The following is a 20,883-nucleotide window of genomic DNA, read 5'->3' on the forward strand; positions in this document are numbered from 1 at the left end:
TTTCCTTAGATCCTTTAGAAGTAACCTTGACGTTTCTTAAGCTCCATCGATCCTGACTGATCGTGGTCGATCGCTCGACCTTGGCGCTCACTCGACGTTGCCACCAGCATCTCTTCGATAATGCCAGTTAAAGTGTTTGCTTCAGACTCGATAGCCCCAGTCAATGGATAACAACCAAGAGTACGGAAGCGCACACTCTTCTCTTCAATCACTTCACCCGGTTGAAGCTCCATACGATCATCATCAACCATGATCAGCATGCCATCGCGTTCAACAACTGGGCGTTTGTCAGCGAGATAAAGCGGTACGATCTCGATGTTTTCTAAATAGATGTATTGCCAGATATCAAGCTCCGTCCAGTTCGAAAGTGGGAATACACGAATGCTCTCCCCTTTATTGACCTGACCGTTGTACGTCTTCCATAGCTCAGGACGTTGGTTTTTAGGATCCCATGTATGGTTCTTATCGCGGAATGAATACACGCGCTCTTTTGCGCGTGATTTTTCTTCATCACGACGAGCGCCACCAAAAGCAGCATCGAAGCCATATTTGTTTAGCGCCTGCTTAAGACCTTGCGTTTTCATGATGTCCGTATGCTTTGACGAGCCATGAACAAACGGACTGCAGCCCATTGCTAGACCTTCTGGGTTCTTATGTACCAAAAGCTCAAAGCCGTATTTGGCAGCGGTGCGATCGCGAAACTCAATCATCTCGCGGAATTTCCAGTCGGTATCGACATGCAAAAGTGGAAATGGAATTTTGCCCGGGTAAAACGCTTTACGCGCTAGATGCAGCATCACTGATGAGTCTTTACCAATCGAATACATCATGACTGGGTTATCAAACTCAGCCGCAACTTCGCGGATAATATGGATACTCTCCGCTTCGAGTTGTTTAAGGTGAGTTAAACGTTGTTGGTCCATGTTTTGTATTTCCTTTTTAAGCTTGAAGGCGCATTACGTCTCTAATCTTTGGTCTGAAATTATATGGAGTTAGCAATAGCACTTTTGTTGAATTCAGTACTAGACAAAAACCAGTCTAACTTTTGAGACAGTCGCACTACCTCTCCGACAACAATCAAAGATGGCGATTGTGCTTCCTTCGATAAATCAGAGAGTTGGGAGAGCTCTCCCGTAAATACTTTTTGTTGAATCTGCGTACCACGCTCAATAATGGCAATCGGAGTCGACGCAGAACGACCATGCTTAATGAGTTGATTCTGAATATAGTGTGATTTCATCAGCCCCATGTAGATCACTAAAGTCTGATTCCCACGAGCCAACGTGGACCAATCCATCTCATCGCTTTCTTCTTTCAAGTGGCCAGTCACAAAGATGGCCGATTGCGCGTAATCGCGATGAGTCAGTGGAATCCCAGCATAGGCCGTTGCGCCAGCTGCCGCGGTAATGCCAGGGACGACCTGAAAACGGACGCCTGCATCAGCAAGCACTTCCAGCTCTTCACCGCCACGACCGAATACAAATGGATCACCACCTTTAATGCGCACGACTTTGTAGCCCTGTTTGGCAAAGTCCACCAATAGCTGGTTCGTCTTCTCCTGCGGCACACTGTGATGCCCAGCTCGCTTCCCAACGCACACCAAAATCGTATCGCTTGGAATCAATGCCATGATTTCTTCTGACACCAAGTAGTCGTACAAAACCACATCAGCTTGCTGCAAGCAGTTCAATGCTTTCACCGTAAGAAGTTCAGGATCACCAGGTCCTGCACCTACTAAGGCGACTTCACCAGGCTGTAGCGATTGCTTTGCAAAACGAGTAACACCAGCTACTGGGTTGTCAGAAACTAACCGGGGCTTTGGTTTAGGAAAAGAAGTGACTGAATCGTTCGTTGCCATGTGCTTGCTCATCGTCCATTGATATCGTTATGCAAGCATTATGGCGGGGCGTTTATATTACCTGAAATTCTAAAATTTCATTTTTTATTCAAAAATCTGCTAAGAAGTTTTTGTTTGGTCTCATTCAAAAGAGTGAAAAAGTCGGCGGTTAATATGAATAAGGTTCAGTAAACTGATTTCTGTTCACAGTTTTCTGTATCTTTATCATTAAGTTGCACCAGCGTTTGATACATTACGCGGTACGATTCCCCCTTCCCATTGAATTGGAGCACCAAATGAAAGTGGCAGTTCACCCTATTTCCCTCGCAGTGTTAAGTGGCATGCTAACGCTTGCTGGCCCTGCGATGGCCGATACCATCAAGCTTCGTATCATCGAAACCACCGACATTCACACCAACGTGATGGATTACGATTACTACAAAGACCAACCATCACAGCAAATCGGTTTAAGTCGCGCCGCGACCATAGTGAAGCAGGCAAAGTCAGAGGCTGAAAACAGTGTATTAGTTGATAACGGCGACTTAATTCAGGGCAGCCCAATGGGTGATTACATGGCGGCGAAAGGGATTAACGCTGGCGATGTGCACCCAGTCTACAAGGCGATGAACCAACTAGACTACGATGTGGGCAACATTGGCAATCATGAGTTCAACTATGGCCTAGACTTTCTACAAAAGACGTTGGCGGGCGCTAACTTCCCTTACATCAACGCAAACGTATTTGATAAAAAAACCGGTGAGCATTACTTCAAGCCTTACCTGATCAAAACCCACACCTTTAAAGACACAAACGGCGAAGCGCATCAAATAAAAGTGGGTTATATCGGCTTTGTACCACCACAAATTATGGTGTGGGACAAGAAGAACTTAGAAGGCAAAGTCTTTGCTAAAGACATTAAGGAAACGGCAGAAAAACTGATTCCTCAAATGAAGAAAGAAGGCGCAGACGTGATTGTGGCGATTCCACACTCGGGCATTTCTACTGACCCATACAAGCTTGGCGCTGAAAACTCAGTTTACTACCTCACAGAAGTTGAAGGTATTGATGCGATTGCTTTTGGCCACTCTCACGCGGTCTTCCCAGGGAAAGACTTTGCAAACCTACCTGGTGTTGATACCGAGAAAGGGACCATCAATGGTGTGACGTCAGTGATGCCTGGTCGCTGGGGAAGTCATGTAGGTGTGATGGATTTGATGCTGAAAGAGGAAGACGGCAGATGGCAAGTCGTCGAAGGCCAAGCAGAAGCACGCCCTATCTTCGATAAAGTAAATAAGAAGTCATTAGCTAAAGCCGATGAAGATATTGTGAAAGCGTTAGAAGAAGATCACAAAGGCACTCGTGAATTTGTAAACCAACCAATCGGCAAAGCAAATGATGTCATGTACAGCTTCTTGGCATTAGTGCAGGACGACCCAACCATTCAGATCGTTAACCTTGCTCAGAAAGATTACGTGGAACGCTTTATTCAAGGCGACCCAGATCTCGCTGACATTCCAGTATTGAGTGCCGCAGCACCATTTAAAGTCGGGGGGCGTAAGAACGATCCGAATAACTTCACGGAAGTAGAGTCCGGTCAGCTCACCTTCCGTAATGCTGCCGATCTTTATTTATATCCCAACACCTTGGTCGCGATGAAAGTGAAAGGTAAAGAGGTTCGCGAATGGCTAGAGTGCAGCGCGGGTCAATTCAACCACATCGACATCAACAATCCTGAACCGCAATCTTTGATTGATTGGGATAATTTCCGTACGTACAACTTCGATGTCATTGATGGGGTGAACTACCAGATCGATATCACCCAACCGCCCAAATACGACGCGAGTTGCAAAGTGATTAATCCAGATTCACAGCGTATCGTGAACCTGACTTACAACGGTAAGCCAGTTGAACCAAAACAAGACTTCATCATCGCAACCAATAACTACCGTGCTTATAGCAATACCTTCCCTGGTACGGGCCCAGACTTTATTGCGTTTGACGCACCAGATGAAAACCGCTCTGTCGTCGCCGCTTATATTTCTCGCGTGAGTGAAGAAAAAGGTGAAGTGACACCAAGCGCTGACAACAACTGGTCTTTCGCACCGATTAAATCCGATAAAAAGCTAGATATTCGCTTCGAAACATCTCCTAGCGATAAAGCGGCGCAATTCATTAAAGATAAAGGTCAATACCCAATGAAACGTGTCGCGACTGACGATATTGGTTTCGCGATTTACCAAATCGATCTGAATAAGTAAGGCTGATTTGACAACAACGCTAAGCGGCTCTCATGAGCCGCTTTTTTGTTATCAATAAAACCCGTTAGAATAAAGAAAACCGTTTCTGAGTTATCACATGCACAGCGATCTTTTTTCAGACTTAGTCAATCATGGCTTCTTAGACACAGAAGCAAACCAACTTATCGAAAATGGTGAGTTACTCGAACTGCCTACGCGCCACATTCTTAACCACCAAGGAGAGTTTAGCTCGCACCTTTACTTCATTATTGAAGGGTTATGCCATGCAAGCTATCTCACTGAGCAGGGCAAAGAGTTCAGTAAAGAATTTTATTGGGAAAAAGACTGGGTTATCGGCTTTGAGAGCATAATTAAGAACCAACCTTCGCCTTACTTATTGGAAACGCTGAGCGCTTGTCAGCTATTTTGCTTACCAATTGAAACGTTGCATCAATGGCGAGCAGAAAAACACGCCATTTACTTAAAGCTACTCGAAAACCAACTGGTTAATAAAGAGAACAAAGAACGCTTTATGCTGCTCTACTCACCAGAGGAACGATATCAACTATTTTGCGCCCACTACCCAGACTTAAAGCTACGTATTACCGATAGCCAAATAGCTGCTTATCTTGGGATCACGCCTATCAGTTTGAGCCGAATTAAAGCGCGCTTAACTAAAGATCACACATCCAAGTAAACTCGAAAAAGAAAAGGCCCTTCAAACGAAGAGCCTTTCTGTGTTATTTAAGCTATTTAAGAAGCCGCGCCCGGAACTGACGCCCTTTCATCTTGCCATTACTAATGGTTTGTAGAGCCTTTTTGGCAGCTGACTTCTCGACCGCAACGTAGGCGCGCATCGGGAACAGGTGAATCTTGCCAACTTGAGAGCCTGGGATACCATTTTTCCCCGTCAGACACCCTAAGATATCACCCGGTCGTACTTTCTGTTTCTTACCGCCATCAATGTTAATCGTCACCATCTTCGCTTGGTATGGCTGCTGATTTGATTTGGCAGGCAATGTTGCTGGTACCACGTCCATCTCTAGGTATTCTTCAATACGAGCTACACGTAAACCGTCTTTCTCACCAAAAAAGCTGAACGCTAAACCTTTACTACCCGCACGACCTGTACGACCAATACGGTGTACATGAACCTCAGGATCGCGCGATAGCTCAAAGTTAAAGACTGCATCAAGGTTATCTACGTCCAAACCACGCGCCGCGACGTCTGTTGCGACAAGGATAGAAACACTCTTGTTAGCAAACTGCACCAATGCTTGATCGCGTTCACGCTGTTCTAAGTCCCCATGGATATCGATAACGCTGAACCCTTTGCGATGCAACTCATCTGCGACACTTTGCACTTCTTTTTTGGTATTGCAAAAAACCACAGCGGACTCTGGTTGGTGAGTCAGTAGCAAGTTCGCCAACGCTTCATCACGCGCTTCCGAACCTTCAACTTTGTAGAAATGCTGAGCAATGCTTGAGGTATCATGAGTCGATTCCACCTTAATGACTTCAGGCGTCTGCATAATACGCTGCGCAATTTGCTCAATTTTCTCTGGGAAAGTAGCACTGAAAAGTAGAGTTTGACGCTGCTTTGGCGCTGCATCAATAATCGCATCTAATGCGTCTTGGAAACCCATGTCCAACATGCGATCAGCTTCGTCCAGCACCAAGGTATTCAGCTCGCTCAGGTTAATTCGGCCTTTCTCAAGGTGATCCAAAATACGGCCAGGTGTGCCGACTAAGATATGCGCGCCATGCTCCAGAGAACCAATTTGTGGCCCCATTGGCATCCCACCGCAGAGAGTAAGCACTTTAATATTATGAATGCCACGACCTAAAGTACGAATTTCCTTCGCGACTTGATCCGCAAGCTCACGAGTTGGACACAATACTAATGACTGGACACGAAAGCGTTTGACGTTAAGGTTCGATAAAACACCCAAACCAAATGCAGCGGTTTTACCTGAGCCCGTTTTACCCTGCCCGATGACATCACGATGTTTTAGGATTGCAGGCAAACTCAAAGCTTGAATTGGCGTCATGTGGGTGTAGTTCAGGGAATCAAGTGTGGCGAGTAACGCTGGGTTTAGCCCGACTTGATCAAAAGTTTGTTTGCTCACGGGAATATCCTCAGGTGAGATGAAAAGAGGGCACATTATCACCAGATTTGGTGGGAAAACCAGTGATAATTAACCTTTGTTAATGAGTATGAGTACAAAACAAAGTAAAGTCAGTCACTCTACTCTCATGACGGATGACAACATGCTCACTTGGATTACTTTGCCCTTTGCTCAACTGACAACCACACAATTGTATACAATGATGAAATTACGTGTGGATGTATTCGTCGTTGAACAAACCTGCCCTTATCCTGAACTGGATGGCAAAGACACACTGGAAGGTGTTTATCATCTAATAGGTTACCACGGTGATGAACTTGTTGCTTGCGCACGATTGCTACCCGCTGGCACGACGTATGACAATGTGAGCATCGGTCGAGTCGTCACCAAACAAACTGCGCGTGGTAATGGTCTGGGACATAAGTTGCTGGAAGAGGCATTAACACAGTGTGAAATATTGTGGCCAGGACAGACGATTGATATAGGAGCTCAAGAGCATCTCATCCAGTTTTATGCGAGTCATGGATTCAAAGTTATTTCTGATAGCTATCTAGAGGATGGTATTCCTCATGTGGATATGCGAAAAGAAGCCGTAGCGGTATGACGCCTTCATTGCTAGGTCAACTAATTCAAAGATAGATAAACTAAAAAGACGCGATACCTTCGCGTCTTTAGTTCATTTGAAGCATCTACTTGTTGCGCCCAAAGGTCCCATCCGATAAGCGGAAAAACATGACGGACCGGCCGCTTTTTTCTAGTTGCAGCATATCCAACTCGCCTTCATCGCTAAGCTTAAAGCGAATCAATTGTCCTTGTTTAATTTGGCTCAGCGGCTTATCACTGCCTTCGATTTTTACTAGAGCGCTAAGATCCGCCATCGAGAGCTGATTACTTCTGAAAACCTGCGCTAACGTGTCGCCATTTTTAACCGTGTACTCTTTCCAGTCTTCGGATTTCGGCCCGGAATTCTTAGAGGTTCTTTGCTGGCTTAAACTCTGTGCGTTCAGCTGAATCGCTACGCGCTGATGATCGACCTCAGCTTGCTCAACTGATTGTTCAGTTTTATTCGGCAAAGGAATAACAAGGAGTACCAGAATCAATGGTACTAAAACCATCAAAGCTCGCTGATGGAATTTCGGTAGGCGCAGCCAAAACTGCTTAACTGGCTGTATACGCTCCAACCATTGCTCTTTGTTGAACGGCTGCTTCCAGTCGATAGCAGCGAATTTTTGTTTAACCAATTCGACATAGTCGACTTGCTGCTTTTTCTTTCTGCGACGATTCATTTTAATGAGTCCCTTAATACTTCTACTGCCAGTATAAAAATACCGACGCGGAGAGTATATGTTTTTCACTAAACTAAAATGGAATTTGGATTAAATTAGCAGAAATTTCACTTGGAGTAAGAGATAAGTCACACCCTGGCCGCCTCAATTAAGCATTCAGTCGCAATCATTTAAACCTAAGCTCGAAACTGATATCCTGTTGCCTTTATCACTCCTAACAAGAGCGACATTCATGTCTGAAATTAAATTTGAAACTGCAGAACAAAAAGCAAGCTACGGCATTGGTCTGCAAATGGGTCAGCAACTTGCAGGTTCTGGTCTTGAAGGTCTTAGCGTTGATGCTATCGCAGCGGGTATTGCAACAGCACTAACTGGTGACATGCCATCAATCGAAATTGATGAAATCAACAAAGCACTACAAGAACTTCACACTCGTGCAGAAACCGCTCGCCAAGAAGCAGCGAAAATTGCAGCAGCAGAAGGCGAAGCGTTCCTAAAAGACAACGCACTACGCCCTGAAGTTAACGTTCTAGACTCTGGCCTTCAGTACGAAATCATTTCTGAAGGTACTGGTGCAGTTCCAACAGCAGAAAGCTCAGTTCGCGTTCACTACCACGGTGAGCTAACTGACGGTACTGTATTCGATAGCTCAGTATCTCGCGGTCAACCAGCTGAATTCCCTGTTACAGGCGTAATCAAAGGCTGGGTAGAAGCACTACAACTAATGCCTGTTGGTTCTAAGTGGAAACTATACGTACCACAAGACCTTGCGTACGGTGAGCGTGGCGCTGGTGCAGCTATCCCTCCATTCGCAGCACTAGTTTTCGAAGTAGAACTACTAGATATTCTTTAATTGAAACCATTTTCAATTATGATTTAATAAAACGGCGCATTAGCGCCGTTTTTTTGTCTAAACTGAATAGACTTTCTCACCTCTAAACCTTTCATTCTGATAGCCTTTAAAACAATAAAATCACTTTAAAAAACGCTCAACCTTTGGAGGTACTATGCGTAAAACACTCCTGACTCTGGCACTCTTATCAATGAACATTGGTAGTGCACACGCATTCTTAGATTCCGTCACGCAAAAAAGTAAAGAAAGTGGCCTGATGGATATGGTAGGTAGTAGCCTGAATACTGAATCATCTCCATTAACAGACATGCTAACTAGCCAATTACCTGTATCTACAGAACAAGCGGCTGGAGGTAGTGGCGCACTACTCGCTTTGGCTCAAAGCCAGCTTTCACAAGAAAATAGCAGTGAATTACAGTCTTTGATTCCTGGGCTTTCAAACTTGCAAGGAGCACAAAGCTTACTGGGGAATATTGAGAATATTAGTGCAGTAAAAAGCGCTTTTGATACGCTGGGTTTAGATCCCTCTATGATCAGTCAGTTTGCTCCAGTAATCTTGGATTACTTGAACAAGCAAGGCGCTAGCGAGGGACTTCTAAGTTCGTTGGGCGGGTTGTGGAATACTAGTAAATAAGCGCAAGTGATAATCACTTTTTAAATTGCCAGTCTGCATGGAGTAAAATAAATGCAGGCTGGATATAAAGATTTACTGAATCGCAGATACAAAAAAGCCGAGCTAACGCTCGGCTTTCTCGTTCTTACGAACTGATTACTCAGCAGCTTCTTCAGCAGCTGGGCGATCTACAAGCTCAATGTAAGCCATTGGAGCTTTATCACCAGCACGGAAGCCAGCTTTTAGGATACGAGTGTAACCGCCCTGACGAGCAGCAAAACGTGGACCTAGTTCGTTAAATAGTTTTGCAACTACTTCGTTGTCACGAGTACGTGCAAATGCTAGACGACGGTTAGCAACACTGTCAGTCTTAGCTAGTGTAATCAAAGGCTCAACTACGCGACGTAGCTCTTTTGCTTTTGGCAAAGTAGTCTTGATAACTTCATGACGTACTAGAGAGCTAGCCATGTTGCTGAACATCGCTTTGCGATGTGAGCTGTTGCGGTTGAGTTGACGACCACTCTTACGATGGCGCATGACCTAATCCTTCTAACTAGTATCGATTAATCTTCAGCGATTGATGCAGGTGGCCAGTTTTCTAGGCGCATGCCCAGAGACAGACCACGTGACGCAAGTACGTCTTTAATCTCAGTAAGAGATTTTTTACCAAGGTTAGGCGTTTTAAGTAGCTCAACCTCAGTACGTTGTACTAGATCACCGATGTAGTGAATCGCTTCTGCTTTCAGACAGTTAGCAGAGCGAACTGTTAGTTCAAGATCGTCTACAGGACGCAGTAGGATCGGATCGAATTCTGGCTTCTCTTCTTTCTCCTCAGGAACTCGTACATCACGAAGATCTACGAATGCATCCAATTGTTCAGCTAGGATTGTAGCTGCACGACGGATTGCTTCCTCAGGTTCTAGAGTACCGTTTGTTTCCATATCGATAACAAGCTTGTCTAGATCAGTGCGCTGTTCTACACGAGCTGCTTCTACAGCGTAGGCAATTTTGTCTACTGGGCTGTAAGTAGCATCTACTAGTAGGCGACCGATTGGACGCTCGTCTTCTTCGTTATGGATACGCGCAGAAGCTGGAACATAACCACGACCACGTTCTACTTTAATACGCATTGCGATTTCAGCGTTGTCATCCGTTAGGTGACAAATAACGTGTTCAGGGTTAGCGATCTCTACATCACCATCATGGGTGATGTCACCTGCAACCACAGGGCCCGAGCCTGATTTGTTCAAAGTAATGAACACTTCATCTTTGCCTTCAGCAACACGCACTGCCAAACCTTTAAGGTTTAGAAGGATTTCAAGAATATCTTCTTGTACACCTTCTTTAGTGCTGTACTCGTGAAGTACGCCTTCGATTTCTACTTCTGTCACTGCACAACCAGGCATAGAAGATAGAAGAATGCGGCGAAGTGCATTACCCAGAGTATGACCAAAGCCACGCTCTAATGGCTCAAGAGTTACTTTTGCGTGAGTCGAGCTGATTTGTTCGATGTCAACTAGACGTGGCTTAAGAAATTCTGTTACAGAACCCTGCATTGTGTCCTCTCTTTAGTTTAAACCTTACTTAGAGTAAAGCTCGACGATCAATTGTTCGTTGATGTCAGCTGATAGATCAGAACGCTCAGGCATACGCTTGAATGTACCTTCCATCTTGCCACCATCTACTTCAATCCAAGTTGGTTTTTCACGTTGTTCAGCAACTTCTAGAGCCGCTTTAATACGAGCTTGCTGTTTAGCTTTCTCGCGAATAGAAACAACGTCATTAGCCGCTACTTTGAAAGAAGGAACGTTTACAACTTTACCGTTTACTAGGATAGCTTTGTGGCTAACTAGCTGACGTGCTTCTGCGCGAGTTGCACCAAAGCCCATGCGGTAAACTACGTTATCAAGACGACCTTCAAGAAGCTGAAGTAGGTTTTCACCAGTGTTGCCTTTTAGGCGAGCAGCTTCTTTGTAGTAGTTACGGAATTGTTTTTCTAGAACGCCGTACATACGACGTACTTTTTGCTTCTCACGAAGCTGAACGCCATACTCAGATAGACGACCGCGACGAGCGCCGTGTACACCTGGTGCGTTATCAATTTTACACTTGGTATCGATCGCGCGAACACCAGACTTAAGGAATAAGTCAGTGCCTTCACGACGGCTAAGCTTCAGCTTAGGACCCAAATATCTTGCCATGATTCTTCTCCAATTGTCCTAGAAACGTTATACGCGACGTTTCTTAGGTGGACGACAACCGTTATGAGGGATTGGTGTAGCATCAACGATGTTTGTGATGCGGAAACCAGCGGCGTTTAGTGCACGAACAGTAGATTCGCGACCTGGACCAGGACCCTTAACCATAACTTCCAAGTTCTTTAGGCCGTATTCTTTAGCCATTTCAGCACAACGCTCAGCAGCAACCTGTGCAGCGAACGGAGTAGACTTACGAGAACCACGGAAACCAGAACCACCTGCAGTAGCCCATGCAAGAGCGTTACCTTGACGGTCAGTAATGGTTACGATTGTGTTATTGAAAGAAGCATGGATGTGCGCAACGCCATCTGCAACTTGCTTGCGTACGCGCTTACGAGCGCGAGTTGGTTGTTTAGCCATTGTACTCTACCTTCCCGATTATTTCTTGATCGGCTTACGCGGACCCTTACGGGTGCGAGCGTTGGTTTTAGTACGCTGTCCACGTAGTGGTAGACTGCGACGATGACGAAGACCACGGTAACAGCCAAGGTCCATAAGACGCTTGATGTTCATAGATACTTCACGACGTAGATCACCTTCTACAGTGTACTTAGCTACACCATCACGCAGTTGATCGATCTGCTCTTCAGTTAGTTCACTGATCTTAACATTTTCAGCAATACCCACTTCAGCTAGGATAGCTTGAGAGCGAGTTTTACCGATGCCGTAGATCGCTGTTAGAGCGATTACTGCATGTTTCTGATCAGGAATGTTAATGCCTGCTATACGGGCCATTATTCACTCCTAAGTGTTTCTATAAAAGAATTAGCCGCAGCAAAGCCCGTTATGGATACGCTGCGGAATACTACTTCTTTTGCACGCAAAAGGTAGGCCGAGGAATATACTCGACCCAACCTTCATTTTCAAGTAAAAATTTCTGCTAATTAGCCTTGGCGCTGTTTGTGCTTTGGCTCACTGCAAATCACGCGAACGACACCGTTACGCTTGATTACTTTACAGTTACGGCAGATTTTTTTAACGGAAGCACGAACTTTCATTGCTAAACTCCGTAAATGAAACTGAGTCTACCGCCGGATTAACGGCCGTAGCCTTTCAGATTCGCTTTCTTCAACACAGAATCATACTGTTGAGACATCAGATGAGTCTGTACCTGTGCCATAAAGTCCATAATTACAACAACTACGATTAGTAGCGATGTACCGCCGAAGTAGAAACGTACGTTCCACGCGACCATCATGAACTCGGGAATCAGACAGATAAAGGTAATGTACAGTGCACCAGCAAGGGTTAAACGTGTCATTACTTTATCAATGTACTTCGCTGTCTGCTCACCTGGGCGGATACCGGGTACGAATGCACCAGACTTCTTCAAGTTATCTGCTGTTTCACGCGGGTTGAAAACCAACGCCGTGTAGAAAAAACAGAAGAAGATAATTGCTGCTGCATAAAGCATTACATACAACGGTTGACCTGGGCTAAGAGCCAAAGACACGTCAGTTAACCAACCGAACGCGCTGCTCTCGCCGTTTTGACCAAACCACTGAGCCAATGTTCCTGGGAACAAGATAATGCTTGATGCAAAAATCGCTGGAATTACACCTGCCATGTTAATTTTAAGAGGCAGATGCGAGCTTTGTGCAGCAAATACTTTACGACCTTGTTGACGCTTCGCGTAGTTAACGACGATTCGGCGTTGACCACGTTCCATGAAAACAACGAAGTAAATGACTGCAAAAGCTAATACCGCGATTAGCAACAGAAGAAGTACATGCAATTCACCTTGACGCGCTTGCTCGATTGTTTGACCGATTGCAGAAGGCAATCCAGCAACAATACCTGCAAAAATCAGTATCGAAATACCGTTACCAATTCCTCGCTCTGTAATTTGTTCACCTAACCACATTAAGAACATGGTACCGGTTACTAAACTTACGGTAGCAATTAGCGTAAACATGGTTTGGTTGATAACAACCAGATTGTCGACCATGTTTGGTAGGCCAGTTGCAATACCTATAGCTTGGAAGGTTGCAAGTACAAGCGTGCCGTAGCGTGTGTATTGGCTGATCTTACGACGGCCTGCTTCACCCTCTTTTTTGAGTTCAGCTAACGCTGGATGAACTACAGTTAGCAATTGGACAACAATAGATGCCGAAATATACGGCATGATGCCCAATGCTAATATAGATGCACGCTCAAGAGCACCACCGGAGAACATGTTAAACATTTCAACGATGGTACCTTTTTGCTGTTCGAACAAATCGGCAAGTACAGCAGCGTCAATACCAGGAATCGGCACAAAGGAGCCGGCTCGGAATACTAAAAGTGCACCAATTACGAATAACAAGCGCGACTTTAGTTCACTTAAGCCGCTCTGAGCACTACGAAAATCTTGTCCTGGTTTCTTAGCCATCTGTACCTCGTTCCTCGAGATTATTCCTCGATTTTACCGCCTGCAGCTTCGATTGCAGCTTTAGCGCCTTTAGTCACACGTAGACCTTTCACAGTCACTGCTTTGTTGATTTCACCAGAAAGAACAACTTTTACAAATTCGATGTTCTTAGTGATGATGTTAGCAGCTTTAAGACTGTTTAGATCAACTACGTCACCAGAAACTTTCGCTAGCTCAGCTAGACGAACTTCAGCAGACACTAGGCTCTTACGAGAAGTGAAACCGAATTTTGGTAGACGTTGTTTCAGAGGCATCTGACCGCCTTCGAAACCTGGACGAACACTGCCGCCAGAACGTGATTTTTGACCTTTGTGACCACGGCCACCAGTTTTACCTAGGCCTGAACCGATACCACGACCTACTCGCTTCGCAGAAGTTTTCGCGCCAGCAGCCGGTGCTAGAGTATTCAAACGCATTCTGATTACTCCTCAACTTTAACCATGTAGTAAACCTTGTTGATCATACCGCGAATACACGGAGTATCTTCAAGTTCTACTGTGTGGTTGATTTTACGAAGACCTAGACCGCGCAAAGTAGCTTTGTGCTTTGGCAGACGACCAATTGAGCTTTTAGTTTGAGTTACTTTAATAGTTGCCATGGTGTTCTTACTCCGAAATAGATTCAACAGTTAGACCACGTTTAGCAGCAACCATTTCTGGTGACTTCATGCTACCTAGTGCATCGATCGTTGCACGAACGATGTTGATAGGGTTCGTAGAACCGTACGCTTTAGATAGTACGTTGTGTACACCAGCAACTTCTAGTACTGCACGCATCGCACCACCTGCGATAACACCAGTACCTTCTGCAGCAGGCTGCATGTAAACTTTAGAGCCCGAATGGCGACCTTTCACTGGGTGGTGAAGAGTGCCTTCGTTTAGAGCGATCGTAGTCATGTTACGACGCGCTTTTTCCATTGCTTTTTGAATCGCTGCAGGTACTTCACGAGCTTTGCCGTAACCGAAACCTACACGACCATTACCGTCACCAACTACTGTTAGTGCAGTGAAGCTCATGATTCGACCGCCTTTAACCGTCTTAGATACGCGGTTAACTGCGATTAGCTTTTCTTGCAAATCATTCGCTTGAACTTGTTGTTCTTTAGCCATCTTCCAACCCTACCTTAGAATTTCAGACCAGCTTCGCGAGCAGATTCTGCTAGCGCCGCTACTCGACCGTGGTATTGGAAACCAGAACGATCAAATGCAACTGCAGTTACGCCCTTCTCAAGAGCGCGCTCAGCAATAGCTTTACCCACTGCTTTAGCTGCATCAACGTTACCAGTGTATTTCACTTGCTCACGGATCGCTTTTTCTACAGTAGAAGCTGCTGCGATAACCTCAGAGCCGTTAGCCGCGATAACCTGTGCGTACACGTGACGAGGAGTACGGTGTACAACTAGGCGAGTCGCACCCAGTTCTGCAATCTTACGACGTGCACGTGTAGCACGACGGATGCGAGATGCTTTCTTATCCATAGTGTTACCTTACTTCTTCTTAGCTTCTTTAGTACGCACATTTTCATCTGCGTAACGAACACCTTTGCCTTTGTATGGCTCAGGCTCACGGTAAGAACGAATGTCAGCCGCAACTTGACCAACTAGTTGCTTGTCAGCACCAGTGATCACGATTTCAGTTTGGCTTGGACATTCAGCTTTAATACCCGCTGGCAACTCGTGCTCAACTGGGTGTGAGAAGCCTAGTGTTAGACCTACAGCGTTGCCTTTGATAGCAGCACGGTAACCTACACCTTTAAGAGTTAGCTTCTTAGTAAAGCCTTCAGTAACACCAACAACCATGTTGTTAACTAGAGCGCGAGCAGTACCTGCTTGAGCCCATGCGTTAGCAACACCTTCTTTAGGACCGAAAGTCAGGTTATTTTCTTCCTGAGCGATTACAACTGCATCGTTAAGAACGCGAGTTAGTTCGCCTTTCGCACCTTTTACAGTGATTTCTTGGCCGTTTAGTTTCACCTCTACGCCAGCTGGAATAGCGACAGGTGCTTTTGCAACACGAGACATAGTCTACTCCTTATTAAGCTACGTAAGCGATGATTTCACCACCAAGACCTGCTTTACGTGCAGCGCGGTCTGACATAAGACCCTTGGAAGTTGAAACGATAGCAATACCAAGACCACCCATTACAGAAGGAAGTTCATCTTTCTTCTTGTAAACACGTAGACCTGGACGAGAAACACGTTTAAGTTGCTCGATTACTGGTTTAGCTTGGAAGTACTTAAGTGTAACTTCTAGCTCAGGTTTTGCTTCGCCTTCAACAGCGAAGTCAACGATGTAACCTTCAGCTTTTAGTAGTGCAGCAATTGCAACTTTAAGCTTTGAAGAAGGCATTTTTACAGCAACTTTGTTTGCTGCCTGACCGTTACGAACGCGGGTCAGCATATCCGAAATCGGATCTTGCATGCTCATATGATTTACTCCAAATGATTAAGTGGCAATTACCAGCTAGCCTTACGAAGACCCGGAATCTCGCCTTTCATGCAAGCTTCACGAACCTTAATACGGCTTAGACCGAACTTACGTAGGTAACCGTGTGGACGACCAGTTTGGTTGCAACGGTTGCGCTGACGTGATGCACTTGAATCACGTGGAAGAGATTGCAGTGTAAGAACCGCGTTCCAACGATCTTCTTCAGATGCGTTTACATCGCTGATGATAGCTTTTAGCGCTGCACGCTTTTCAGCGAACTTAGCTACTAGCTGTGCACGTTTAGCTTCACGTGCTTTCATTGATTGTTTAGCCATAACAGTAACCCTTCACCTTACTTACGGAATGGGAAGTTAAAGGCAGCCAGCAGAGCACGGCCTTCCTCATCAGTACCAGCAGACGTCGTAATAGTGATGTCTAAACCGCGTACACGATCAACTTTATCAAAGTCGATTTCCGGGAAGATGATTTGCTCGCGAACGCCCATGCTGTAGTTACCGCGACCGTCAAAAGACTTAGCGCTAACACCACGGAAGTCACGTACACGTGGAAGAGCGATGTTAATTAAACGCTCAAGAAAATCCCACATACGTTCGCCACGCAAGGTTACTTTACAACCGATAGGGTAGCCTTCACGGATTTTGAAACCTGCAACAGATTTGCGCGCTTTTGTGATAAGTGGCTTTTGACCAGAGATCGTTGCCATATCAGACGCTGCATTTTCTAGCAGTTTCTTATCGTTGATTGCTTCACCAACACCCATGTTTAGGGTGATTTTCTCGATTCTAGGGACTTGCATGACGCTTGTGTAACCGAACTGTTTGGTCAGTTCAGCGACTACAGACGACTTGTAGTAATCATGCAGTTTCGCCATAGTAGAACTCCAAATTACTTCTATTAGTTAGAAACGGTTTCGCCGTTAGACTTGAAGAAACGAACTTTTTTGCCGTCTTCAAAACGGAAACCGATACGGTCAGCTTTACCAGTAGCTGCGTTGAAAATCGCCACGTTAGAAACGTCGATTGCTGCTTCTTGCTCTACGATACCGCCTTGGATACCCATAGCTGGAACAGGTTTCTGATGCTTCTTAACTAGGTTGATACCTTCAACGATAACTTTACCAGTTGCTAGAACCTTAGTTACTTTACCTTTCTTGCCTTTGTCTTTACCAGCAAGAACGATTACTTCGTCATTACGACGGATTTTAGCTGCCATTTCTACGTGCTCCTTACAGAACTTCTGGAGCCAGTGAAACGATCTTCATGAACTTATCGCCACGAAGTTCGCGTGTCACAGGACCAAAGATACGTGTACCGATTGGTTGCTCAGTATTGTCGTTTAGCAATACGCAAGCATTTCGGTCGAAGCGAATGACAGAACCGTCAGGACGACGTACGCCTTTACGGGTGCGCACTACCACCGCCTTCAGAACATCACCTTTTTTAACTTTACCGCGAGGGATTGCTTCCTTCACAGTAACTTTGATGACGTCACCGATATGTGCATAACGGCGGTGAGAGCCACCCAGAACCTTAATACACATTACGCTGCGTGCGCCTGAGTTATCAGCTGCGTCCAGCATACTTTGCATTTGGATCATGTTAGTGCTCCGCTAAATATTAATAACTAGACCCATCACGGGTCGGGCTGCCTCTTTAAAAGGGACGCGAATTGTACCACCCTTTTTTGTGATTGGGTAGTCAAAAAATAAACGGCTCCAAAAATATTTTGGAGCCGCTTTAGTTTCATAGAATTAACGAGATTAAATCTTCGCCTTTTCTAGAACTTTTACCAAAGTCCAAGACTTAGTCTTAGACAGTGGACGACACTCTGCGATTTCAACTGTGTCGCCTAGGCCACACTCGTTGTTCTCGTCATGTGCGTGTACTTTAGTCGTACGTTTTACGTATTTACCGTAGATTGGGTGTTTTACGAAACGTTCGATAGCAACAGTGATAGACTTGTCCATCTTATCGCTAACAACACGACCTTGTTGAGTACGTTTTACTTCGCTCATTATGCGCCTGCCTTCTCAGTCAAAACAGTTTTCACACGTGCGATATCACGGCGTACAGCTTTCAGAGTATGAGTTTGCTGTAGTTGACCAGTCGCAGCTTGCATGCGCAAGTTGAACTGTTCACGTAGCAAATTCATTAGCTCAGCGTTAAGCTCTTCAACGCTTTTCTCGCGTAGATCTTGTGCTTTCATCACATCACCTGCTTAGTTACAAATGTAGTTTTGAAAGGCAGTTTACGTGCCGCAAGACGGAACGCTTCACGTGCCAATTCTTCAGGTACACCACCCATTTCGTACATAACCTTACCAGGTTGGATTTGGGCTACCCAGTACTCAACGTTACCTTTACCCTTACCTTGACGAACTTCAAGTGGTTTTTCTGTGATTGGTTTGTCTGGGAACACACGGATCCAGATTTTACCTTGACGCTTAACGTGACGTGTCATTGCACGACGTGCCGCTTCGATTTGACGAGCAGTTAGACGACCACGGCCAACAGCTTTAAGACCGAATTCGCCGAAGCTTACATCAGTACCTTTAGCTAGACCACGGTTACGACCAGTCTGAACCTTACGGAACTTAGTACGTTTAGGTTGTAGCATCTGTCGACTCCTTACTTACGGCCTTTACGCTGCTTCTTAGGCTTGTCGCCTTTAGGCTCTACAGCGTTAGCTGCTGGCATACCACCTAGGATTTCACCTTTGAAGATCCAAGTTTTAATGCCGATCACACCGTATTGAGTGTGAGCCGAAGAAGTTGCGTAATCAATGTCAGCACGTAGAGTGTGTAGAGGCACACGGCCTTCACGGTACCACTCTGAACGTGCGATTTCAGCGCCGCCTAGACGACCGCTTACTTCCACTTTGATACCTTTAGCGCCTAGGCGCATTGCGTTTTGTACTGCGCGCTTCATAGCACGACGGAACATAACACGACGCTCTAGCTGAGACGCGATGCTGTCACCAACAAGTTGCGCATCTAGTTCAGGCTTACGTACTTCAGCGATGTTAATTTGCGCTGGTACACCTGCAATTTTAGCTACAGCTGCGCGTAGCTTCTCAACGTCTTCACCTTTCTTACCGATAACAACGCCTGGACGAGCAGTGTGAATAGTCACACGGATGCTCTTAGCAGGACGCTCGATAACGATACGTGATAGAGACGCTTTTTTCAGTTCACTTGTAAGGAACTGACGTACCTTGAAGTCGCCGTCTAGGTTGTCAGCGAAATCTTTGGTGTTAGCAAACCATGTAGCATTCCAAGGCTTAACGATGCCTAGACGAATACCATTTGGATGTACTTTTTGACCCATTGCTTACTCTCCTAGTCTCTAGCGATCTGCTACAACAACAGTGATGTGGCTTGAACGCTTCAAGATACGATCCGCACGACCTTTAGCACGAGGCATAATACGCTTCATGGTTGGGCCTTCATCTACAAAGATTTTTGCGACATTCAGATCGTCAATATCTGCACCTTCGTTGTGCTCCGCGTTAGCGATAGCAGACTCTAGAACTTTCTTAACTAGTGCAGCAGCTTTTTTGTTGCTGAACGTTAGGATTTCTAGAGCTTGGTCAACAGATTTACCACGGATTAGATCCGCAACTAAGCGAGCTTTCTGAGGCGAAATGCGAGCAAAGTTATGTTTAGCAATTGCTTCCATTATTTACTCCTTAGCGCTTCTTAGCTTTCTTATCCGCAGCGTGACCGCGGTAAGTACGTGTTGGTGCGAATTCACCCAGTTTGTGACCGATCATTTCATCAGTTACAAATACTGGTACGTGCTGACGACCATTATGGACAGCGATGGTCAAACCGATCATCGTAGGGATGATCATTGAACGACGGGACCAAGTCTTAATAGGCTTTTTGTCTCCGCTTTCCACCGCTTTCTCTACCTTCTTCAGCAAGTGTAGGTCAATAAAAGGACCTTTCTTGAGAGAACGTGGCATGGCGATTCCTCTTTATATAGATTACTTGTTACGACGACGTACGATGTACTTGTCAGTGCGTTTGTTCTTACGAGTCTTGAAGCCTTTAGTAGGCATACCCCAAGGAGATACTGGGTGACGACCACCAGAAGTACGGCCTTCACCACCACCGTGTGGGTGGTCAATCGGGTTCATTACAACACCACGAACCGTTGGACGGATACCGCGATGACGTGATGCACCTGCTTTACCAAGTTCACGTAGCATGTGCTCAGAGTTACCAACTTCACCGATTGTTGCACGGCCTTCAGAAAGAACTTTGCGCATCTCGCCAGAACGTAGACGGATAGTTACGTACGCACCGTCGCGAGCAACGATTTGAGCGTAAGCACCAGCCGAACGAGCTAGCTGACCACCTTTACCAGGCTTAAGTTCAACGTTATGTACTGTTGAACCTACTGGGATATTACGCATTGGTAGAGTGTTACCAGCTTTGATTGGTGCATCAACACCAGACTGAATAACATCACCAGCTACAACACCTTTAGGTGCTAGGATGTAGCGACGCTCACCGTCTTTGTAAAGAACTAGAGCAATGTTTGCGCTACGGTTTGGATCGTATTCAAGACGCTCAACTGTCGCTGGAATACCATCTTTAGTACGTTTGAAGTCAACTACACGGTAGTGGTGCTTGTGACCACCGCCGATGTGACGTACTGTGATACGACCCTTGTTGTTACGACCACCGTTCTTAGAGTTTTTCTCTAGAAGAGGTGCGTATGGCTTGCCCTTGTGTAGGTCAGCGTTAACAACTTTAACAACGTGACGACGACCAGGGGAAGTCGGCTTACATTTAACAATAGCCATTT

At 45.6% G+C, this 20,883-nt stretch carries 33 protein-coding genes; 5 read left to right on the forward strand and 28 right to left on the reverse strand.

All coding sequences use genetic code 11. The features are described from left to right. Positions 1-14: 14 nt before the first annotated feature. Together cysD and cobA are read right to left on the reverse strand one after the other, a co-directional pair. A complete protein-coding gene (gene cysD / locus VEA_RS00485; RefSeq protein WP_005379592.1) occupies positions 15-923 on the reverse strand; it encodes a sulfate adenylyltransferase subunit CysD in 909 nt (302 codons plus the stop codon). A gap of 59 nt (positions 924-982) precedes the next feature. Next, positions 983-1,858, reverse strand: coding sequence for a uroporphyrinogen-III C-methyltransferase (gene cobA / locus VEA_RS00490; protein WP_031780800.1), 876 nt, complete (start codon positions 1,856-1,858; stop codon positions 983-985). Positions 1,859-2,133: 275 nt separating this feature from the next. Between cobA and cpdB the strand changes: the two genes are divergently transcribed. Both cpdB and VEA_RS00500 read left to right on the forward strand, forming a co-directional pair. Next, positions 2,134-4,095, forward strand: coding sequence for a 2',3'-cyclic-nucleotide 2'-phosphodiesterase (gene cpdB / locus VEA_RS00495; protein ID WP_012841167.1), 1,962 nt, complete (start codon positions 2,134-2,136; stop codon positions 4,093-4,095). A gap of 97 nt (positions 4,096-4,192) precedes the next feature. Then, positions 4,193-4,771, forward strand: a complete 579-nt coding sequence (locus tag VEA_RS00500; RefSeq protein ID WP_012841168.1) for a Crp/Fnr family transcriptional regulator — start codon at positions 4,193-4,195, stop codon at positions 4,769-4,771. 52 nt (positions 4,772-4,823) lie between these two features. Here VEA_RS00500 and dbpA read toward each other — a convergent pair whose 3' ends face one another. Beyond that, positions 4,824-6,203 (reverse strand): ATP-dependent RNA helicase DbpA, encoded by a 1,380-nt coding sequence (dbpA, locus tag VEA_RS00505; RefSeq protein WP_012841169.1) that lies wholly within the window; start codon positions 6,201-6,203, stop codon positions 4,824-4,826. Between the two features lie 142 nt (positions 6,204-6,345). Here dbpA and VEA_RS00510 point away from each other — a divergent pair, with 142 nt between their 5' ends. After that, positions 6,346-6,807 carry a GNAT family N-acetyltransferase gene (locus tag VEA_RS00510; RefSeq protein WP_041853000.1) on the forward strand — a complete coding sequence of 154 codons (462 nt, stop codon included), beginning with the start codon at positions 6,346-6,348 and terminating at the stop codon, positions 6,805-6,807. An 85-nt stretch (positions 6,808-6,892) separates the two neighbouring features. Here the strand turns inward: VEA_RS00510 and VEA_RS00515 are convergent, their stop codons facing one another. Next, on the reverse strand, positions 6,893-7,489 hold the full coding sequence (locus VEA_RS00515; RefSeq protein ID WP_012841171.1) for a LysM-like peptidoglycan-binding domain-containing protein: 597 nt from the start codon (positions 7,487-7,489) through the stop codon (positions 6,893-6,895). A 232-nt stretch (positions 7,490-7,721) separates the two neighbouring features. Between VEA_RS00515 and bamJ the strand changes: the two genes are divergently transcribed. Next, the gene (gene bamJ, locus VEA_RS00520) at positions 7,722-8,342 is read left to right on the forward strand and encodes a BamJ family beta-barrel-assembly machinery protein (protein ID WP_005392370.1); all 621 of its coding nucleotides are present in this window, start codon (positions 7,722-7,724) and stop codon (positions 8,340-8,342) included. Positions 8,343-8,496: 154 nt separating this feature from the next. Beyond that, complete coding sequence (locus tag VEA_RS00525; protein ID WP_012841172.1) at positions 8,497-8,976, forward strand: DUF2780 domain-containing protein; 480 nt, start codon at positions 8,497-8,499, stop codon at positions 8,974-8,976. A 135-nt stretch (positions 8,977-9,111) separates the two neighbouring features. Here the strand turns inward: VEA_RS00525 and rplQ are convergent, their stop codons facing one another. From rplQ to rplB, 24 genes are all read right to left on the reverse strand, one after another. After that, on the reverse strand, positions 9,112-9,492 hold the full coding sequence (rplQ, locus tag VEA_RS00530; protein WP_005383141.1) for a 50S ribosomal protein L17: 381 nt from the start codon (positions 9,490-9,492) through the stop codon (positions 9,112-9,114). A gap of 26 nt (positions 9,493-9,518) precedes the next feature. Then, on the reverse strand, positions 9,519-10,511 hold the full coding sequence (locus VEA_RS00535) for a DNA-directed RNA polymerase subunit alpha (protein ID WP_005383143.1): 993 nt from the start codon (positions 10,509-10,511) through the stop codon (positions 9,519-9,521). Positions 10,512-10,535: 24 nt separating this feature from the next. Continuing rightward, on the reverse strand, positions 10,536-11,156 hold the full coding sequence (rpsD, locus tag VEA_RS00540; RefSeq protein WP_005383146.1) for a 30S ribosomal protein S4: 621 nt from the start codon (positions 11,154-11,156) through the stop codon (positions 10,536-10,538). A 27-nt stretch (positions 11,157-11,183) separates the two neighbouring features. Then, a complete protein-coding gene (gene rpsK, locus VEA_RS00545) occupies positions 11,184-11,573 on the reverse strand; it encodes a 30S ribosomal protein S11 (protein WP_001118870.1) in 390 nt (129 codons plus the stop codon). Between the two features lie 18 nt (positions 11,574-11,591). Continuing rightward, positions 11,592-11,948 carry a 30S ribosomal protein S13 gene (rpsM, locus tag VEA_RS00550; RefSeq protein WP_005383154.1) on the reverse strand — a complete coding sequence of 119 codons (357 nt, stop codon included), beginning with the start codon at positions 11,946-11,948 and terminating at the stop codon, positions 11,592-11,594. Positions 11,949-12,097: 149 nt separating this feature from the next. Then, positions 12,098-12,211 (reverse strand): 50S ribosomal protein L36, encoded by a 114-nt coding sequence (gene rpmJ / locus VEA_RS00555; protein WP_000868186.1) that lies wholly within the window; start codon positions 12,209-12,211, stop codon positions 12,098-12,100. A gap of 38 nt (positions 12,212-12,249) precedes the next feature. Continuing rightward, positions 12,250-13,584: a preprotein translocase subunit SecY gene (gene secY / locus VEA_RS00560; protein ID WP_005379562.1), complete on the reverse strand. Its 1,335-nt coding sequence runs from the start codon at positions 13,582-13,584 to the stop codon at positions 12,250-12,252. Positions 13,585-13,604: 20 nt separating this feature from the next. Continuing rightward, the gene (gene rplO / locus VEA_RS00565) at positions 13,605-14,039 is read right to left on the reverse strand and encodes a 50S ribosomal protein L15 (protein ID WP_005383155.1); all 435 of its coding nucleotides are present in this window, start codon (positions 14,037-14,039) and stop codon (positions 13,605-13,607) included. Positions 14,040-14,044: 5 nt separating this feature from the next. After that, positions 14,045-14,221, reverse strand: a complete 177-nt coding sequence (gene rpmD, locus VEA_RS00570) for a 50S ribosomal protein L30 (RefSeq protein ID WP_005379565.1) — start codon at positions 14,219-14,221, stop codon at positions 14,045-14,047. Positions 14,222-14,228: 7 nt separating this feature from the next. Continuing rightward, positions 14,229-14,732, reverse strand: coding sequence for a 30S ribosomal protein S5 (rpsE, locus tag VEA_RS00575; protein ID WP_004745894.1), 504 nt, complete (start codon positions 14,730-14,732; stop codon positions 14,229-14,231). A gap of 14 nt (positions 14,733-14,746) precedes the next feature. Continuing rightward, positions 14,747-15,100: a 50S ribosomal protein L18 gene (gene rplR / locus VEA_RS00580; protein ID WP_005379568.1), complete on the reverse strand. Its 354-nt coding sequence runs from the start codon at positions 15,098-15,100 to the stop codon at positions 14,747-14,749. A gap of 9 nt (positions 15,101-15,109) precedes the next feature. After that, positions 15,110-15,643, reverse strand: coding sequence for a 50S ribosomal protein L6 (gene rplF, locus VEA_RS00585; protein WP_005392377.1), 534 nt, complete (start codon positions 15,641-15,643; stop codon positions 15,110-15,112). A 13-nt stretch (positions 15,644-15,656) separates the two neighbouring features. Then, positions 15,657-16,049 carry a 30S ribosomal protein S8 gene (rpsH, locus tag VEA_RS00590; RefSeq protein WP_005379572.1) on the reverse strand — a complete coding sequence of 131 codons (393 nt, stop codon included), beginning with the start codon at positions 16,047-16,049 and terminating at the stop codon, positions 15,657-15,659. Positions 16,050-16,078: 29 nt separating this feature from the next. After that, positions 16,079-16,384: a 30S ribosomal protein S14 gene (gene rpsN, locus VEA_RS00595; protein WP_012841173.1), complete on the reverse strand. Its 306-nt coding sequence runs from the start codon at positions 16,382-16,384 to the stop codon at positions 16,079-16,081. 17 nt (positions 16,385-16,401) lie between these two features. Next, positions 16,402-16,941, reverse strand: a complete 540-nt coding sequence (rplE, locus tag VEA_RS00600; protein WP_005379573.1) for a 50S ribosomal protein L5 — start codon at positions 16,939-16,941, stop codon at positions 16,402-16,404. 23 nt (positions 16,942-16,964) lie between these two features. Then, a complete protein-coding gene (gene rplX, locus VEA_RS00605) occupies positions 16,965-17,282 on the reverse strand; it encodes a 50S ribosomal protein L24 (protein WP_005379574.1) in 318 nt (105 codons plus the stop codon). 13 nt (positions 17,283-17,295) lie between these two features. Then, positions 17,296-17,667: a 50S ribosomal protein L14 gene (gene rplN, locus VEA_RS00610; RefSeq protein ID WP_004410450.1), complete on the reverse strand. Its 372-nt coding sequence runs from the start codon at positions 17,665-17,667 to the stop codon at positions 17,296-17,298. 162 nt (positions 17,668-17,829) lie between these two features. After that, a complete protein-coding gene (gene rpsQ / locus VEA_RS00615; RefSeq protein ID WP_005379575.1) occupies positions 17,830-18,084 on the reverse strand; it encodes a 30S ribosomal protein S17 in 255 nt (84 codons plus the stop codon). Then, the gene (gene rpmC / locus VEA_RS00620; protein ID WP_005379576.1) at positions 18,084-18,275 is read right to left on the reverse strand and encodes a 50S ribosomal protein L29; all 192 of its coding nucleotides are present in this window, start codon (positions 18,273-18,275) and stop codon (positions 18,084-18,086) included. Before rpmC ends, rpsQ begins: the two co-directional genes overlap by 1 nt. Beyond that, positions 18,275-18,685, reverse strand: coding sequence for a 50S ribosomal protein L16 (gene rplP, locus VEA_RS00625; protein ID WP_005379577.1), 411 nt, complete (start codon positions 18,683-18,685; stop codon positions 18,275-18,277). Before rplP ends, rpmC begins: the two co-directional genes overlap by 1 nt. A gap of 11 nt (positions 18,686-18,696) precedes the next feature. After that, positions 18,697-19,395, reverse strand: a complete 699-nt coding sequence (gene rpsC, locus VEA_RS00630; protein ID WP_005383161.1) for a 30S ribosomal protein S3 — start codon at positions 19,393-19,395, stop codon at positions 18,697-18,699. 18 nt (positions 19,396-19,413) lie between these two features. Further along, on the reverse strand, positions 19,414-19,746 hold the full coding sequence (rplV, locus tag VEA_RS00635; RefSeq protein ID WP_005383164.1) for a 50S ribosomal protein L22: 333 nt from the start codon (positions 19,744-19,746) through the stop codon (positions 19,414-19,416). Positions 19,747-19,756: 10 nt separating this feature from the next. After that, positions 19,757-20,035, reverse strand: coding sequence for a 30S ribosomal protein S19 (gene rpsS / locus VEA_RS00640; protein ID WP_004394525.1), 279 nt, complete (start codon positions 20,033-20,035; stop codon positions 19,757-19,759). 21 nt (positions 20,036-20,056) lie between these two features. Further along, positions 20,057-20,881, reverse strand: coding sequence for a 50S ribosomal protein L2 (gene rplB, locus VEA_RS00645; protein WP_005383168.1), 825 nt, complete (start codon positions 20,879-20,881; stop codon positions 20,057-20,059). Between the last annotated feature and the right edge of the window lie 2 nt (positions 20,882-20,883).

The sequence above is a fragment of the Vibrio antiquarius genome (assembly GCF_000024825.1).
Classification (GTDB): Bacteria; Pseudomonadota; Gammaproteobacteria; order Enterobacterales; family Vibrionaceae; genus Vibrio; species Vibrio diabolicus.